The sequence below is a fragment of the Bacillus sp. 01N45 genome (assembly GCF_056399205.1).
The window spans coordinates 1-14,990 of record NZ_JBFTQW010000028.1; the positions used below are offsets into that span (position 1 = coordinate 1).

A 14,990-nucleotide genomic window follows, 5' to 3' on the forward strand; every position below is an offset into this window, starting at 1 on the left:
GTATTAGGCACGCCGCCAGCGTTCATCCTGAGCCAGGATCAAACTCTCCAATAAAGTTAGTTTGTCTAGCATCTAAAAATAAAAATTGACGTTTCACGTTGTTTGTTTCGTTTAGTTTTCAAAGTTCAACATCGCGTTTCAGCGACTTTTACAATTTAACATTTTGCGTTAAATCTGTCAACAACTTTTTTCTTTCGTTCCTGACGACGCTTATTAATTTACCATATTAATCATTTGTTCGTCAACACTTTTTAAAAAAATGCCAAAATAATTTTATCTTGGCATGATATAAAGCTTAATAACCACTAATGCAGCAACACCAGGTAGGCCTAATATACTTGTGATTGTTGCGGTTCCCAAGTTAATTGGAATATGAAAATCAAAATATGTCCCTACAACATTTACGATAAAGAGTAATGCTATCCCTAAAGTAACATGAAAGAGCGCTTTTCCTATAAAACGTAACGGCTTAGAAGAAACACCAAAAACAAGAAAGATAAAAACTAAAGTAAGAATACCGACAATAACAACTGTAGAATTCATTTTTTCCTCCTTATGAAAGTGACCTATACATATTTATTTGTATGGGACAAGGCGATAAAAAAGAACATTTACCCTACAACTCCAGTTGTTTTATCTTGTTAAACTTCATTCGGCAACACTTTCTTCATAAAAACCATTAATCTTTCTTTCCAAACGAAGTAACCACTAAATATTTAATAAATAAAATAAAAGGTTCTGCTTTTTCAGCAGAACCTTTTACCATTGTTCCATTTTTACAGGACGACGTTTTGCTTCTTTTAACAAGAAGAAATATTTCGCCTCTGCTATTTTCAAAGAACAAAGTACATCTTGAGATGGTTCCACACTTTGTTCAACCATTCTCTTCTGACGTAACCATTCATTCTTCACTTTTTCTAATAGTACAATTAGCTTATCATCATACTCTTTACGCAATTTACCCTTTTTTTGAAAGAACATTTTTGTTTCTCCTCTTATACTTCTCTACGACCTTCTAACGCTTTCGACAGTGTCACTTCATCTGCATATTCTAAATCTCCACCAACTGGCAGACCATGTGCAATACGAGTTACTTTAATACCTGTCGGCTTTAAGAGGCGGGATATATACATCGCTGTAGCTTCCCCTTCAATATTAGGATTTGTTGCTAGTATCACTTCTTGTACCGTTTCGTCATGCAGTCGCTTTAAAAGTTGCGGGATATTAATGTCTTCCGGTCCAATTCCCTCCATTGGAGAAATCGCACCACGTAACACATGATATACACCTTGATACTCTTTCATCTTTTCCATTGCGATTACATCTTTCGGTTCCTGCACAACACAAACAATCGACTGATCTCGATGCGAATCATTACAAATATAACAAGGATCGCGGTCAGTAATATGTCCGCATACAGAACAATACGCTAAATCTCGCTTCGCATTCACAAGTGCTTTTGCAAAACCTAACACATCATCTTCTTTCATATCTAATACGAAAAATGCCAATCGAACCGCTGTTTTCGGTCCGATTCCTGGCAACTTCATAAAACTATCAATTAATTTCGATATCGGTTCTGGATAATGCATATATCAGTATCCTCCTAGAACATTCCACCTGGTAAGTTTAAGCCTTTTGTAAATTTACCCATTGTAGAGTTTGAAAGTTCATCAGCTTTTTTAAGTGCATCATTCGTTGCAGCTAACACTAAGTCTTGTAACATTTCGATATCTTCTGGATCTACAACTTCTTCTTTAACTTTCACTTCAAGAATTTGCTTATGACCATTTGCAATAACTGTGACCATACCGCCGCCAGCTGTACCTTCAACTGTTTTTTCGCCAAGTTCTTCTTGCGCTTTTGCCATATCTTTTTGCATCTTTTGCATTTGTTTCATCATATTATTCATATTTCCCATTCCGCCACGCATCATAATTAATTCCTCCTAATTATTATTACTCTTTTATTTCAATAAGTTCTTGTCCTACTAATTTTACTGCCTCTTCTATAAGAGGATCTTCTTTTTTCTCTGGGCTTTCTTCAGAATTCTCGCCTTCACGCTGTAAAAAATCTTCACGGATTTTACCCCATTCACTTTTTGGAATGGCAATCATATTTAATCTTTTACTTAACAGTTCAAATAAGGCTTGTTCCACTGTATCCATAGCTTCTCGGTTCTCGCTTGCCATTTTACAGTGAATCTCATATTGAAACGCTAAAACGTAAGTATCATCCGAAGCCGCTACCGGTTCGCTATTTTCTAATAAAACAGCAAACGCTACTTTGTTGTATGATTTGAGTCTTCCTAACAACTCACCCCACACAGCTTTTAATTGTTCTAAATCCTGACGCTTTGCTTGCTTTAACACTTCATTTACACGTCCAACAGGAATTTTCATACTACCTGTACGCACTGGCTTTGGTGTTGCACGTGTCTCTCTGACTTCTTGCTGCACACCAGCCGGCACACCATTCTTTTTGACTTGTTCTAACTCTTTCTCCAATTGCTGCATCCTGTTCATAATTGCTTGTAAACGATCTGCACCGTTCGCTTGCATCATAAACTGTTGACACAGTTGTACCATAACAACTTCTAAGAAAATTCGCGGATGATTTGTCCACTTCATTTCCTGTTGTCCCTTACTAAGCGTATGAATGATTTCATAGATTACTTCCGGTTGCATTTCTTCACTTAACATCCGGAATTGCTCATCTACCATTACTCGTTCCAACATATGTTCCAGTTGTGGTGAGGTTTGATATAAAAGCATATCGCGATAATAGTAAATGAAATCCTCCATAAAACGAACTGGATCTTTCCCTTTACCCATCATCTCATCTATGATACGTAATGCTCTTGATACATCATTTTCACGTATACATTCTACTAAGTTACCTAAGTATTGCTGGGAAACAGAACCTGTCACAGCTAATACATCTTCTGTCGTAACTGTCTCATCACTATAAGATATTGCCTGATCAATAAGACTAAGCGCATCACGCATACCACCTTCAGCGGCACGTGCAACAATTTGTAACGCCTCATCTTCTACTTGCGTACCTTCATTCGTCACAACCGTCGATAATCTCTCAACAATATCATTTACTGATATTTTTCGAAATTCAAAACGCTGGCAACGTGAAATGATTGTAGGCGGAATCTTATGCGGTTCTGTTGTCGCCAAAATAAAGATGACGTGTCCTGGCGGCTCTTCTAACGTTTTTAAAAGCGCATTGAAGGCACCCATAGAAAGCATGTGGACTTCATCAATAATGTATACTTTATATTCTACAGCACTTGGAGCATATTTTACTTTATCTCTAATATCTCGAATTTCATCTACACCGTTATTTGAAGCCGCATCAATTTCTAATACATCTGAAATAGATCCTTGTGTAATCCCCAAACAAGAAGGACATTCATTACAAGGTTCAGCTACCGGAGCATGTTCACAGTTGATTGCTTTTGCAAATACTTTTGCAATTGTCGTTTTTCCTGTTCCCCTCGGCCCAGAAAATAAATAAGCATGTGAAACTTTCTCTTGAAGAAGGGCATTTTGCAACGTTTTTGTCACGTGCTTTTGACCAACTACATCTTCAAATTTTTGCGGTCTCCATGTTCGGTATAACGCTTGGTATGACACGAAAATACGGCCTCCCTCAAAGGTTATTATCTTATTTATTATAACCCATTCTGTTTATAGATTCCAAAAGTTATTTTCTATACAAAAAACCCACCTTAGTATTAAGGTGAGTTTTGTATACATATATAACTGCCGTGCACCTTCTGTCGATTACGTACCATAAGCGTTACTCAAGCAGTTAGCTCGGTTCAGGCACTCCTGCGGCACACGAGAAGACCCGCTTATTGCTGCTTCCTTCCGGACCTGACAAGGTTCACGGGGTCCCGTTGCGCAGGACCCAAACGTCAACACCACTTACTTAAGGCAGACCTTACAGCAGCATAACCTCGAGAAGGGATTCGGCCTCGCTAGAGCGGATTGCGAGTATAGGGCACCGCTACCTCCCCGCTTAGCACGGCAAAGTTAAAACCAATATTCGGTTGCCTTCATTAAAAGGCATTATCAGTATAACTTGTTTTTTTACAAAATGCAAATACGTTAATTCTCGTTACTTTTCTCTAATTTTTTTATCGCTTTTCTTTTTTTACGAAGCTCTCTAAAAAAGTTTGTTAACAAAGTACCGCATTCTTCTTCTAATACACCAGCAACTACCTCGCATTGATGATTAAAGCGTTCATCCGTTAAAAGATTCATCAAAGTCCCTGCACATCCACCTTTCGGATCACTTGCACCATATACAACTCGCTTCACTCGTGATAAAACAATTCCACCCGCACACATCGGACAAGGCTCTAATGTTACATATAACGTCGCATCTTCTAAACGCCATGTCCCTAATTTTTTGCACGCCTCATCAATAGCTAATAACTCAGCGTGAGCTATTGATCTTTGTTCAGTTTCTCTTAAATTATGAGCAACACTAATTACTTCACCATCTAACACTATAACTGCACCAATCGGTACTTCTTGTATTGCCTCTGCTTTTTTAGCCTCTTCTATTGCTAACTGCATAAAATAAATATCTTGATCGTGTTCCATACCATAGTCCTTTCACCTAAAATAAAATACACTTTTTTCCATTTACTGCACATGGGATAACTTTTACAAATTCAATCCACCCTAATAAAAAAGAGAGGGGATTACATATGAAGAATACTGCCTTACTCATTATCGATATGATTAATGATTTTCAATTTTCACACGGGCCCACCCTGGCTAAAAAATGCGAAATTATAACAAACCCTATTTTACAATTAAAGAAAACAATGAAATCCTTTGGCTACCCCATAATTTATGTTAATGACCATTATCAACTTTGGAGATCTGATATTGACCAACTAATTACTCATTGTACAAATGAGTATAGTGAAAATATCATTCATAAGATTGCTCCAAATACTGATGATTACATTTTTATTAAACCACATTACTCTGCTTTTTATGAAACACCTTTAAATTCCTTATTAGGCTATTTAAAAATAGAAAATCTAATATTGACAGGAGTCGCCGGGAATATATGTATCCTCTTTACAGCTAACGATGCTCATATGAGAAATTATACACTGTATGTACCACAGGACTGTATTGCCTCTAATCATGATCAGGATAATCTGCATGCTTTAAAAATAATGGAAGCCACATTAAAAGCAAATATAGTACCGTCATCTCAAATAAAAATTAATTAATACATATATTTATTTTCTAACTTTTTATATCAAATTAACCCGCTCGCTTCCCTCCTGTGCTACAATAATTCTGTTTTGTGTTTTTAGTAGTCACGGTAAATCACTGATTGAAAGGAGGAAACAGCGTGACCGGAGTACCATTTATCACGGTTGAAGGACCAATTGGTGTTGGAAAAACCTCACTTGCGAAGGCAATTTCAACTCACATGCAACTCCACTTACTAAAAGAAATTGTTGATGAGAATCCTTTTTTAGGAAAATTCTATGAAGACATCGACGAATGGAGTTTTCAAACAGAGATGTTCTTTCTTTGTAATAGATACAAACAATTAGAAGATATTAACATAAAGTATTTGAATCAAAGGAAACCAGTAGTAGCGGATTATCATATATTTAAAAATTTAATTTTCGCATCACGTACATTAAAGAATTCTCAATATGACAAGTACATGCAAATCTATCGTATCCTTACACAAGATATGCCTGTACCAAACGTTATCGTTTATTTAACAGCTAGCTTGGAAACATTACAAACACGAATTGCGATGCGCGGAAGAGAATTCGAAAAAAACATGGATCCAAATTACTTACTACAGCTCACAAAAGATTACGAAACAGCAATGGAGACTTTTAAAAAAGATCATCCAGATATCCCAGTATTAAAATTTAACGGAGACGATATGGATTTTGTAAAAAATCCTGATGATTTAAACGTCATCCTATCCGCCCTTCAAAATACTCTCTTAAAGGAGTCGGAATAACAATGAATTTAAGGCAAAAATATGATATACCAAATGACGCAGTAATCACTATTGCTGGAACAGTAGGTGTCGGAAAATCAACTATGACAACTGCATTAGCTAACGCTTTAGGTTATCGCACATCATTTGAAAAGGTAGATTCGAACCCGTATTTGGACAAGTTCTATGCTGATTTCACACGCTGGAGCTTCCACTTGCAAGTGTACTTTTTAGCAGAACGATTTAAAGAACAAAAAAGAATTTTTGAATACGGTGGCGGTTTTGTTCAAGATCGCTCTATATATGAAGACACTGGAATTTTTGCAAAGATGCATCATGAAAAAGGTACAATGACGGAAACTGATTATGAAACATACAAAGGTTTATTTGACGCTATGGTCATGACTCCTTACTTCCCTCATCCTGATTTATTAATTTACTTAGAAGGTTCTTTCGATGATATTGTTGATCGTATCCAAGAACGCGGACGTCCGATGGAACAACAAACACCAATTGAGTATTGGAAAGAGATGCATGGCCGTTACGAAAACTGGATTAATAACTTTAATGCATGCCCTGTTTTACGATTAAACATTAATGAATACGATATTTTAAAAGATGGTGATTCAATCGAACCAATCATTAAAAAAATTGGCCATTTTTTAAAACAAACACGTAAACTTGTAAAATAAAAAACCCGTGCATACGCACGGGTTTTTCTATTAAATTACTTCTTTTTTGTCGGAGCAATAATTTCACTCTCAGGTTTTCCAGCGTTAATACGCTGACGAACAGTACTTGTACTAATATCGTATGTTTCAGCAATCTCTTTAACAGTCATTTCTTTCCCGTTAATCACTGCTGTTAATACTTTACCTGTACGTTTTGGAGCTGCTTCTTTCTTTACAGCTGCTTTTTCAACTTTTTTTGGCGCCTCTACTTTTGTCGCAGTTTGCTTTACATCACAAGTGCAACCACAAAGTTTACGGAATGTATCATCGCTTATAATGCGTGACACATTTGCACCACTGTTTAAAATTCTATTGTTCTTACAGACAGGACATTGTACATAATATAAAGTTTTTCCATCTAAAGGAAACGTTTGTATAATAAGATCCATGTTGACTCCTTTCATATCTATGAAGATAATCATCGGAATATGAGTGTGTAATAAGGACAAAATCGCCTTACACCATACTTTATGATTGGTTTTAAAATAAAAACTCGTTACGTGTTGGTAACGAGTTCTCCAATCTCCACTTATATGCGCTGTTGTCAATTATATCTGGAGGAGGTAGAGGGATTCGAACCCCCGCGCGACTCTCGCCGCCTGTCGGTTTTCAAGACCGATCCCTTCAGCCAGACTTGGGTATACCTCCATATTGACATCAAATATAATATCAAAAGAAAAACAGTTAGTCAACCCTACTAAAATAAATTATGAGGAAAGGAAAATTTTACTTTTCCTCTCCTACATTATAGTACTGACAACGCTCATAATTACCAATCACTCATACCGATGAATGTTTATAAATTTACTTAATAACTGTTTTTCCTCCCATATAAGGGCGAAGAACTTCTGGAATTATAATTGTACCATCTTCTTGTTGATAGTTCTCTAAAATAGCTGCCACCGTACGTCCAATTGCAAGACCAGATCCATTTAATGTATGAACATGTTCTGGTTTGCCGTTTGGCTCACGACGGAAACGGATATTTGCACGTCTCGCTTGGAAAGCCTCAAAATTACTACAAGAAGAAATCTCACGATATGTGCCATAGCTTGGAATCCATACTTCGATATCGTATTTCTTCGCTGCTGTAAATCCTAAATCGCCTGTGCACATGCTCATAACGCGATATGGCAACTCTAATAATTGTAACACGCGTTCTGCATCATTTGTTAGTTTTTCTAACTCTTCATAAGAATCTTCTGGTTTTACGAACTTTACAAGCTCTACTTTATTGAACTGATGCTGACGAATTAAGCCACGTGTATCACGGCCAGCTGAACCCGCTTCAGAACGGAAACAAGAGCTAAATGCAGCATATCGTATAGGCAGTTGCTCTTTATTTAAGATTTCATCACGGTGCATGTTCGTTACAGGTACTTCAGCTGTTGGAATTAAGAAGTAATCTTCACTTTCAATACGGAATGCATCTTCTTCAAATTTCGGAAGTTGTCCTGTTCCTGTCATACTTGCACGGTTTACCATATACGGAGGTAATACTTCTTCGTATCCATGCTCGTCAGTATGAAGATCAAGCATAAAGCTAATTAAAGCACGCTCTAATCTCGCGCCAGCACCTTTATAGAATACGAAGCGGCTTCCTGTTACCTTCCCAGCACGCTCAAAATCTAAAATTCCTAAATCTGTAGCAAGATCCCAATGTGGTTTTGGTTCAAAAGCAAATTCTTTCACTTCTCCCCAATTACGTGCTACTACATTATCATCCTCTGTTTCACCAATTGGAGCAGATTCATGAGGTATATTTGGAATAGATAACATTAATCTTTCTAAATCTTCTTCAACTGTACGAAGTTCATTATCAAGATCTTTTACTTTTTCTCCAACTTCACGCATTTCTAGAATTAGAGCTTCTGCATCTTTCTTTTCACGCTTCAATACAGAGATTTGTTGAGATACTTCGTTACGTTTACTTTTTAATTCCTCTGTTTGAACAAGTAATTCTCTTCTTCTCGTATCCAGCTCTTCAAAACGACCAAAATCAGTTAAATCTTCGCCTCTATGCTGTAACTTTGCTTTTACTTCTTCAAAATTTGTACGTAAAAATTTAATATCAAGCATTATATACTCCTCCTTTTATTTTATAAAACACAAAAAACTCCCGTCCCTATATAAAGGGACGGGAGTTAACCCGCGTTGCCACCCTAGTTGAAAGCATTACCGCTTTCCTCTCAAGTAGAAATAACGGCTCTTCACCGGGAATGTTTACTAATCATAAAGATATTCCACATTCCATTCCAGGATGGATTCACAAACTGTTTCTATCGATTTCCACCAACCATCGACTCTCTATAAGAAACGGCATTTGTTACTACTTCCTATCAACACGCTTATTTTATAAAATTGTTACCATCAATTTACTATAATCTTATACAAGTTGCAAGTTACTTATACAACTTTTTTCATTTTCGCTTCTTTTACCATTTCTACAAAGTATGCTGTCACACGATGATCATCCGTTAATTCTGGATGGAATGAAGCAGCTAAAAACTGATTTTGTTTTACTGCTACCATTCGATCACCATGTGTGGAAAGTACTTCAACATCATCAGCTACATTTACAACATACGGAGCACGAATAAATACACCAATAAATTCTTCTCCTACACCTTTAATTGACAGTGCGGCTTCAAAGCTATCTTTTTGGCGTCCGAACGCATTGCGCTCTACTGTAATATCCATAGCACCAATATGTGCTTCTTCATAGCCAATAAGTGTTTTTGCAAGAAGAATCATACCTGCACATGTACCAAACATTGGTTTACCAGACTTCGCGAATGTACGAAGTGGTTCCATGAAAGCATACTTATCAATAAGACGGCGCATTGTTGTACTTTCACCGCCTGGTAAAATAAGACCATCAATCTCTTCAAGTTGCTCTATACGCTTTACAACAACAGCTTCTGCACCACTTGCTTCAACTGATTTTATATGCTCACGAACTGCACCTTGAAGACCTAGTACACCGATTTTCACCATTTTAAAGTTCTCCTTCAATTACCATCCACGCTCTTGCATACGTTGTTCTGGTAATAACGTTGAAATTTCGATACCTTTCATCGCATTACCTAATCCTTTAGAAAGGCTTGCAATTAGTTCGTAATCCTCATAATGAGTCGTCGCTTCAACGATTGCGCGTGCAAATTTCTCTGGATTCTCTGATTTGAAGATACCAGATCCAACAAATACACCATCTGCACCAAGTTGCATCATTAACGCTGCATCTGCTGGTGTTGCTACACCACCTGCTGCGAAGTTTACAACTGGCAAACGACTAAGGCGTTTAATTTCAAGTAGTACTTCATAAGGAGCACCAGTATTTTTTGCATATGTCATTAACTCATCTTCACGTAGACTTGCAACTTGACGGATTTCTGCATTGACTTGGCGCATATGACGCACTGCCTCTACAATGTTTCCTGTTCCTGGTTCACCTTTTGTACGAAGCATAGATGCACCTTCTGCAATACGACGTGCAGCTTCTCCGATATCACGGCAACCACATACAAACGGAACTGTGTAATCACGTTTATTTAAATGGTATACTTCATCAGCAGGAGTTAATACTTCACTCTCATCGATATAGTCTACCCCTAATGATTCTAATACACGTGCTTCTACAAGATGACCGATACGGCATTTTGCCATAACCGGAATTGAAACAGCGCCCATAACTTCTTCAACGATTGTTGGGTCTGCCATACGAGAAACGCCACCTGCTGCACGAATATCTGCTGGTACACGCTCTAGTGCCATAACAGCAACTGCGCCTGCCTCTTCTGCAATTTTTGCTTGTTCAGCGTTAATTACGTCCATAATAACGCCGCCTTTTTGCATTTCTGCCATTCCACGTTTTACACGTTCTGTCCCTGTTACATTTGTCATGTTACAAAAACCCCCCTAGGTGAATTGCTTTTCCCCGTTAAAGGCGAAAATTAAGAATACTCTTACATTCTACCACTAACTATCAGATGCTTGTCTACTACTTTTTCATAAAGTCGGTATGAAAAATAGGAATAAGAAAAAGCCCCTACAATGAGGAGCTTTTAAAACCAACCTTTTACTGTATCAACAGCACTATTCCATATACCACTAAAGAAAGAACCAATTCCGCGCATAGAGCGAGTAAACCAATTCGCTTCCTCTACTGCAGACGTTGTTACAAGATCTATTTGTAATGACTTACCAGATAAAAATCCAGGATCATTCGCATCTTTTGGTGTGATTACCATTTGGCCAAGTGCAGCTCCCTTTTTAATAGGTGCTTCTTGTCCCTTATTTGCTTCTTTTAATTCTGTTTTATAAACATCTTTACTTCCTTTTGGCACCGGAAGTGAAACAGCTTGTTTTGTTTGAACTGCTACATCTTTATCTTTAGCATTTTCTACTCGTACTGTTTCTTGTCCTTTTACTGAAGAATCTTTTTTATACATTTGCTTCATTTCAAAGTTAGCAAATCCATAATCATATAGCTTCTTTGTTTCATCAAAACGTGCTGTATGAGAACTTGTTTTAATAACTACAGAAATAAAACGCATTCCGTTTCTTTCAACCGTACCAGTGAAGCAATCCCCTGCTTCTGGAGTCGAGCCTGTTTTCAGGCCATCTACGCCATCATATTCTTTCACTAAGCCCTTTAACATCCAGTTCCAGTTCGACATTGCAAACTTCTCTTTTTCTGGACGGAATTCTTTTTTCGGGATTTTTGCTGTATCTAACACTTTTGGATAATCTTTAATTAAATGTTGTGCTAAAGTTGCAACATCCTTTGCAGACATTTTATTTTCTTCATCCGCTGTTGTTCCTTCAGGATGCATTCCCTTTAAATCTTTATTCGTTAAACCTGTAGAATTGACAAATTTATAATTTTTCAACCCTAGTTCTTTCGATTTATCATTCATCATTTTTACGAAGTCTACTTCTTTACCTGCAATTGCTTCTGCTAATGCAATTGTTGCACCATTTGCAGAAAAGATTGCCATTGCTTCATATAACTCTTTTACTGTATAAATGCCACCTTTTTCTAATGCAACATTTGATAAAGAAGCATCTTGTGAAACTTTATACGCATATTCAGAAACCTTAATTTTTTGATCCCACTTAAGTTTTCCTTTATCCACTGCTTCATGAACTAAATATTCACTCATCATCTTTGTCATACTAGCAATTGATAATAATTCATCTGCATTCTTTTGATATAAAATTTTCCCAGAATTCGCTTCAACTAAAATTGCTGCACCTGCTTCAATGTTTAAAGCAGCTCCTGTTTCTGCTGATGCATTGCTATATGGTAACAACATACTACAAGCTAGTGTAAGCATTGTTACTAAAGCAATGAATCTTTTGCAAAACATACCTTTCACTTTTGCTACCCCCAATATCTATGTACTCACATAACCGTTATTCTAACATAATCAAAAAAAAATAGACAGAGATATCAAATCTCCGTCTATTTGTATATAAGACATTACAATGAGTAGTTTGGAGCCTCTTTTGTAATTTGTACGTGATGAGGGTGGCTTTCACGTAAACCAGCACCTGACATACGAATGAATTGTGCATTCTCACGTAAGAATTCTAAATTCTGAGCTCCGCAATATCCCATACCGGCACGTAATCCACCAACTAATTGATGAACTGTATCGGCTAAAGGTCCTTTATATGGTACTCGACCTTCAATACCTTCTGGAACAAGTTTTTTATTTCCTTCTTGGAAGTAACGGTCTTTACTTCCTTTTTCCATCGCTCCGACAGAACCCATACCACGATATACTTTAAATTGACGACCTTGATAAATTTCAGTTTCTCCAGGGCTTTCAGCAACACCAGCAAACATACTACCTAGCATAACAACGTGTGCTCCTGCTGCTAAAGCTTTTACCATGTCACCAGAGTACTTAACACCACCATCAGCAATAACTGGAATACCGTGTTTACGAGCTTCTGTTGCACAATCATAAACTGCTGTTAATTGTGGTACACCCACGCCAGCTACAACGCGTGTCGTACAAATAGAGCCTGGTCCAATACCAACTTTAACTACGTTTGCACCTGCTTCAATTAATGCTTTCGTTGCTTCAGCAGTAGCAACATTTCCAGCGATAATATTTAGTGATGGATATTTCGCACGAACTTCTTTCACTTTATCAATAACACCTTGAGAATGTCCATGAGCTGTATCAAGTACGATTGCATCTACGCTAGCTTTTACTAATGCGTCGATACGAAGCATAGCATCAGCCGTTACACCAACCGCTGCTCCAACTAATAAGCGTCCTTGCTTATCCTTCGCAGAATTTGGGAATTCAATTACTTTTTCAATATCTTTTATTGTAATAAGCCCTTGTAATACACCGTTGTTATCAACGAGAGGGAGTTTTTCAATTTTGTACTTTTGTAGGATCTTTTCAGCTTCTTCCAGCGTTGTACCAACTGGAGCTGTAATTAGCTTTTCTTTTGTCATTACGTCGGAAATTTTGATTGAGTAGTCTTGGATAAAACGCATATCACGGTTTGTAATAATACCAACTAATTTTCGCTCGTCTAAATTATTTACAACCGGTACACCTGAGATACGGTATTTTCCCATAAGATGCTCTGCATCATACACTTGATGTTCTGGAGTTAAAAAGAAAGGATCTGAAATAACGCCACTTTCAGAACGTTTTACTTTATCAACTTGCTCCGCTTGTTGTTCAATAGACATGTTTTTATGAATAATTCCTAAACCGCCTTGACGAGCCATTGCAATAGCCATATCAGCTTCTGTTACTGTATCCATTCCTGCACTAATTAACGGGATATTTAACTGTAAGCTTTCAGATAAAACTGTTTTAACACTTACTTCTCTTGGTAGTACATCTGACTTTGCTGGTACAAGTAATACGTCATCAAAAGTCAAACCTTCTTTAACAAATTTAGATTCCCACATAATTGTTCCCCCCATGATACCAGAAATTATTATTAGTAGCTTATCAATTGGTTAAAATACTGTCAAGGACGTATATATATGTTAGAATTTTTAGACAATAAAAGGAGCGTAATATATGCATCAAACACATTGTACTTGGCAGCAATTAAGTTTCTTCTTTTCATCTCAAAATGTACAACGTTATCTTGCCCGTTGCTATGAAAAATCCTCCATACAAGATGCTGAAAAAAAAAGTTTCGAAAATTGTTATCCCTTTATTTATTACTTAGAACACGGGAAAAACTATTATGAATTATATAAGGTAGCCCCCTTTTCGATTCAGCCAATGTTATTGTTTTATGGAATGAGCCAACTTTTTAAAGCCTGCTTACTAACTATTGATCCTAACTATCCAGAATCCACTACTGTTTTAGCTCATGGTGTTACGACTCGTAAACGAAAAAAACAGGGGTATCAATTTTTAGAAGATGAGGTGAAGGTGCAAAAAAATGGATTATTTACTCATATTGCAGAACAGCTGTTTCACATGAAACACTTAGAAGCAGAGAAGTTTAACATGCTAGATCTAATGGGAAATATTCCCGAATTACAAAATTTATTTCGCTATAGTCAAAGGGGGGCCACTTTATATAAAATCGATTCAACAAATACAAATGAACTTTCCTTTTCGGTCAACATACTAGATCGACTCCATATGACTACAGAAAGATTTTCACGTTACATTGAATCAACTTGTAAGCATTTATCCATACAACATGTTCCTGGGAAAACGAGCGGATCGAATCTGCTTTTTACAGCTCCTATCCAGTCGTGGAACCCTATATATAGTACGCCTTTATACTACGAATATCTTGCTGATACTTATTACTTACCAATTCCAATTGACCCGAGAAATCCTAAACCAGTATTACCTGAACTTCTTGTTCATTATTTATTGCTCTACAATTTAAGTATGATTTCTAGATACGAAACAGATTGGTGGTATGATTTACTTGGGAGCTATGGCTCTGAAGATTATCCATTTATTTATCAATTTCTTACTATTTCTGCTCAAAAAATCCCTTACTATATTTCGTCTTTTTTACTAACAGAACCGAGCCTATTTCATGGGAAATAAAAAAACACAAGTCAAAAGACTTGTGTTTTTAATTGCTTGGCGACGTCCTACTCTCACAGGGACAAGGTCCCAACTACCATCGGCGCTAGAGAGCTTAACTTCCGTGTTCGGTATGGGAACGGGTGTGACCTCTCTGCCATCATCACCAAACTATGAAGGCATATTCCTTCAAAACTAGATA

General features: G+C 37.0%; 16 protein-coding genes, 1 tRNA gene, 1 rRNA gene, 1 other RNA gene and 1 other annotated feature. Of the genes, 4 read left to right on the forward strand and 15 right to left on the reverse strand.

Translation table 11 applies throughout. The annotated features are described in order from the left end of the window. Nucleotides 1-273 precede the first annotated feature (273 nt). The 7 genes from AC1DMU_RS29160 to tadA all read right to left on the reverse strand — a co-directional run bounded on the left by AC1DMU_RS29160 (nt 274) and on the right by tadA (nt 4,625). A complete protein-coding gene (locus AC1DMU_RS29160) occupies nt 274-543 on the reverse strand; it encodes a pro-sigmaK processing inhibitor BofA family protein (RefSeq protein ID WP_001089486.1) in 270 nt (89 codons plus the stop codon). 216 nt (nt 544-759) lie between these two features. Further along, entirely contained in the window at nt 760-981 is a 222-nt protein-coding gene (locus AC1DMU_RS29165; RefSeq protein WP_000466020.1) for a YaaL family protein, read from the reverse strand. Between the two features lie 14 nt (nt 982-995). Continuing rightward, nucleotides 996-1,592: a recombination protein RecR gene (gene recR / locus AC1DMU_RS29170; RefSeq protein WP_000559168.1), complete on the reverse strand. Its 597-nt coding sequence runs from the start codon at nt 1,590-1,592 to the stop codon at nt 996-998. Between the two features lie 14 nt (nt 1,593-1,606). Continuing rightward, nucleotides 1,607-1,933, reverse strand: coding sequence for a YbaB/EbfC family nucleoid-associated protein (locus AC1DMU_RS29175; RefSeq protein WP_170771173.1), 327 nt, complete (start codon nt 1,931-1,933; stop codon nt 1,607-1,609). A gap of 25 nt (nt 1,934-1,958) precedes the next feature. Continuing rightward, nucleotides 1,959-3,647 carry a DNA polymerase III subunit gamma/tau gene (dnaX, locus tag AC1DMU_RS29180; protein WP_000121581.1) on the reverse strand — a complete coding sequence of 563 codons (1,689 nt, stop codon included), beginning with the start codon at nt 3,645-3,647 and terminating at the stop codon, nt 1,959-1,961. 132 nt (nt 3,648-3,779) lie between these two features. Continuing rightward, nucleotides 3,780-4,044: signal recognition particle sRNA large type (gene ffs / locus AC1DMU_RS29185), an RNA gene on the reverse strand. An 80-nt stretch (nt 4,045-4,124) separates the two neighbouring features. Beyond that, nucleotides 4,125-4,625: a tRNA adenosine(34) deaminase TadA gene (gene tadA, locus AC1DMU_RS29190; RefSeq protein ID WP_002108901.1), complete on the reverse strand. Its 501-nt coding sequence runs from the start codon at nt 4,623-4,625 to the stop codon at nt 4,125-4,127. A gap of 107 nt (nt 4,626-4,732) precedes the next feature. On the opposite strand from tadA, the gene AC1DMU_RS29195 reads away from it, so the two are divergent. The 3 genes from AC1DMU_RS29195 to AC1DMU_RS29205 all read left to right on the forward strand — a co-directional run bounded on the left by AC1DMU_RS29195 (nt 4,733) and on the right by AC1DMU_RS29205 (nt 6,704). Beyond that, nucleotides 4,733-5,272, forward strand: coding sequence for a cysteine hydrolase family protein (locus AC1DMU_RS29195; RefSeq protein ID WP_000798743.1), 540 nt, complete (start codon nt 4,733-4,735; stop codon nt 5,270-5,272). A 125-nt stretch (nt 5,273-5,397) separates the two neighbouring features. After that, on the forward strand, nt 5,398-6,033 hold the full coding sequence (locus tag AC1DMU_RS29200; RefSeq protein ID WP_088061449.1) for a deoxynucleoside kinase: 636 nt from the start codon (nt 5,398-5,400) through the stop codon (nt 6,031-6,033). Nucleotides 6,034-6,035: 2 nt separating this feature from the next. After that, nucleotides 6,036-6,704, forward strand: a complete 669-nt coding sequence (locus AC1DMU_RS29205) for a deoxynucleoside kinase (protein WP_001053583.1) — start codon at nt 6,036-6,038, stop codon at nt 6,702-6,704. Between the two features lie 35 nt (nt 6,705-6,739). On the opposite strand, the gene AC1DMU_RS29210 is transcribed toward AC1DMU_RS29205, so the two are convergent. The 7 genes from AC1DMU_RS29210 to guaB form a co-directional block, all read right to left on the reverse strand. Then, nucleotides 6,740-7,132: a sigma factor-like helix-turn-helix DNA-binding protein gene (locus AC1DMU_RS29210; protein WP_000364198.1), complete on the reverse strand. Its 393-nt coding sequence runs from the start codon at nt 7,130-7,132 to the stop codon at nt 6,740-6,742. A 166-nt stretch (nt 7,133-7,298) separates the two neighbouring features. Then, nucleotides 7,299-7,391: transfer RNA gene (locus AC1DMU_RS29215), tRNA-Ser, on the reverse strand. Nucleotides 7,392-7,547: 156 nt separating this feature from the next. After that, nucleotides 7,548-8,822 (reverse strand): serine--tRNA ligase, encoded by a 1,275-nt coding sequence (gene serS / locus AC1DMU_RS29220; RefSeq protein WP_048543009.1) that lies wholly within the window; start codon nt 8,820-8,822, stop codon nt 7,548-7,550. A 51-nt stretch (nt 8,823-8,873) separates the two neighbouring features. Continuing rightward, nucleotides 8,874-9,095 (reverse strand) — a binding site (T-box leader). 54 nt (nt 9,096-9,149) lie between these two features. Continuing rightward, nucleotides 9,150-9,740 (reverse strand): pyridoxal 5'-phosphate synthase glutaminase subunit PdxT, encoded by a 591-nt coding sequence (gene pdxT, locus AC1DMU_RS29225; protein WP_000238772.1) that lies wholly within the window; start codon nt 9,738-9,740, stop codon nt 9,150-9,152. An 18-nt stretch (nt 9,741-9,758) separates the two neighbouring features. Next, nucleotides 9,759-10,646, reverse strand: coding sequence for a pyridoxal 5'-phosphate synthase lyase subunit PdxS (gene pdxS, locus AC1DMU_RS29230; RefSeq protein WP_088061447.1), 888 nt, complete (start codon nt 10,644-10,646; stop codon nt 9,759-9,761). A gap of 161 nt (nt 10,647-10,807) precedes the next feature. Next, nucleotides 10,808-12,115: a D-alanyl-D-alanine carboxypeptidase DacA gene (gene dacA / locus AC1DMU_RS29235; RefSeq protein WP_137011318.1), complete on the reverse strand. Its 1,308-nt coding sequence runs from the start codon at nt 12,113-12,115 to the stop codon at nt 10,808-10,810. A gap of 113 nt (nt 12,116-12,228) precedes the next feature. Next, on the reverse strand, nt 12,229-13,692 hold the full coding sequence (guaB, locus tag AC1DMU_RS29240) for an IMP dehydrogenase (RefSeq protein ID WP_000264076.1): 1,464 nt from the start codon (nt 13,690-13,692) through the stop codon (nt 12,229-12,231). Nucleotides 13,693-13,807: 115 nt separating this feature from the next. Here guaB and AC1DMU_RS29245 point away from each other — a divergent pair, with 115 nt between their 5' ends. Continuing rightward, nucleotides 13,808-14,809 (forward strand): YaaC family protein, encoded by a 1,002-nt coding sequence (locus tag AC1DMU_RS29245; RefSeq protein WP_088061445.1) that lies wholly within the window; start codon nt 13,808-13,810, stop codon nt 14,807-14,809. 34 nt (nt 14,810-14,843) lie between these two features. Here the strand turns inward: AC1DMU_RS29245 and rrf are convergent. Beyond that, a 5S ribosomal RNA gene (gene rrf, locus AC1DMU_RS29250) occupies nt 14,844-14,959 on the reverse strand. Nucleotides 14,960-14,990 lie beyond the last annotated feature (31 nt).

What these genes read in the sequence shown, in the direction of transcription:
- guaB (WP_000264076.1), bottom strand. Translation starts at nt 13,692, where the DNA reads ATGTGGGAATCTAAATTTGTTAAAGAAGGTTTGACTTTTGATGACGTA.
- AC1DMU_RS29175 (WP_170771173.1), bottom strand. Translation starts at nt 1,933, where the DNA reads ATGCGTGGCGGAATGGGAAATATGAATAATATGATGAAACAAATGCAA.
- recR (WP_000559168.1), bottom strand. Translation starts at nt 1,592, where the DNA reads ATGCATTATCCAGAACCGATATCGAAATTAATTGATAGTTTTATGAAG.
- AC1DMU_RS29160 (WP_001089486.1), bottom strand. Translation starts at nt 543, where the DNA reads ATGAATTCTACAGTTGTTATTGTCGGTATTCTTACTTTAGTTTTTATC.
- AC1DMU_RS29245 (WP_088061445.1), top strand. Translation starts at nt 13,808, where the DNA reads ATGCATCAAACACATTGTACTTGGCAGCAATTAAGTTTCTTCTTTTCA.
- AC1DMU_RS29210 (WP_000364198.1), bottom strand. Translation starts at nt 7,132, where the DNA reads ATGGATCTTATTATACAAACGTTTCCTTTAGATGGAAAAACTTTATAT.
- serS (WP_048543009.1), bottom strand. Translation starts at nt 8,822, where the DNA reads ATGCTTGATATTAAATTTTTACGTACAAATTTTGAAGAAGTAAAAGCA.
- AC1DMU_RS29165 (WP_000466020.1), bottom strand. Translation starts at nt 981, where the DNA reads ATGTTCTTTCAAAAAAAGGGTAAATTGCGTAAAGAGTATGATGATAAG.
- pdxS (WP_088061447.1), bottom strand. Translation starts at nt 10,646, where the DNA reads ATGACAAATGTAACAGGGACAGAACGTGTAAAACGTGGAATGGCAGAA.
- AC1DMU_RS29195 (WP_000798743.1), top strand. Translation starts at nt 4,733, where the DNA reads ATGAAGAATACTGCCTTACTCATTATCGATATGATTAATGATTTTCAA.
- AC1DMU_RS29205 (WP_001053583.1), top strand. Translation starts at nt 6,036, where the DNA reads ATGAATTTAAGGCAAAAATATGATATACCAAATGACGCAGTAATCACT.
- pdxT (WP_000238772.1), bottom strand. Translation starts at nt 9,740, where the DNA reads ATGGTGAAAATCGGTGTACTAGGTCTTCAAGGTGCAGTTCGTGAGCAT.
- tadA (WP_002108901.1), bottom strand. Translation starts at nt 4,625, where the DNA reads ATGGAACACGATCAAGATATTTATTTTATGCAGTTAGCAATAGAAGAG.
- dacA (WP_137011318.1), bottom strand. Translation starts at nt 12,115, where the DNA reads ATGTTTTGCAAAAGATTCATTGCTTTAGTAACAATGCTTACACTAGCT.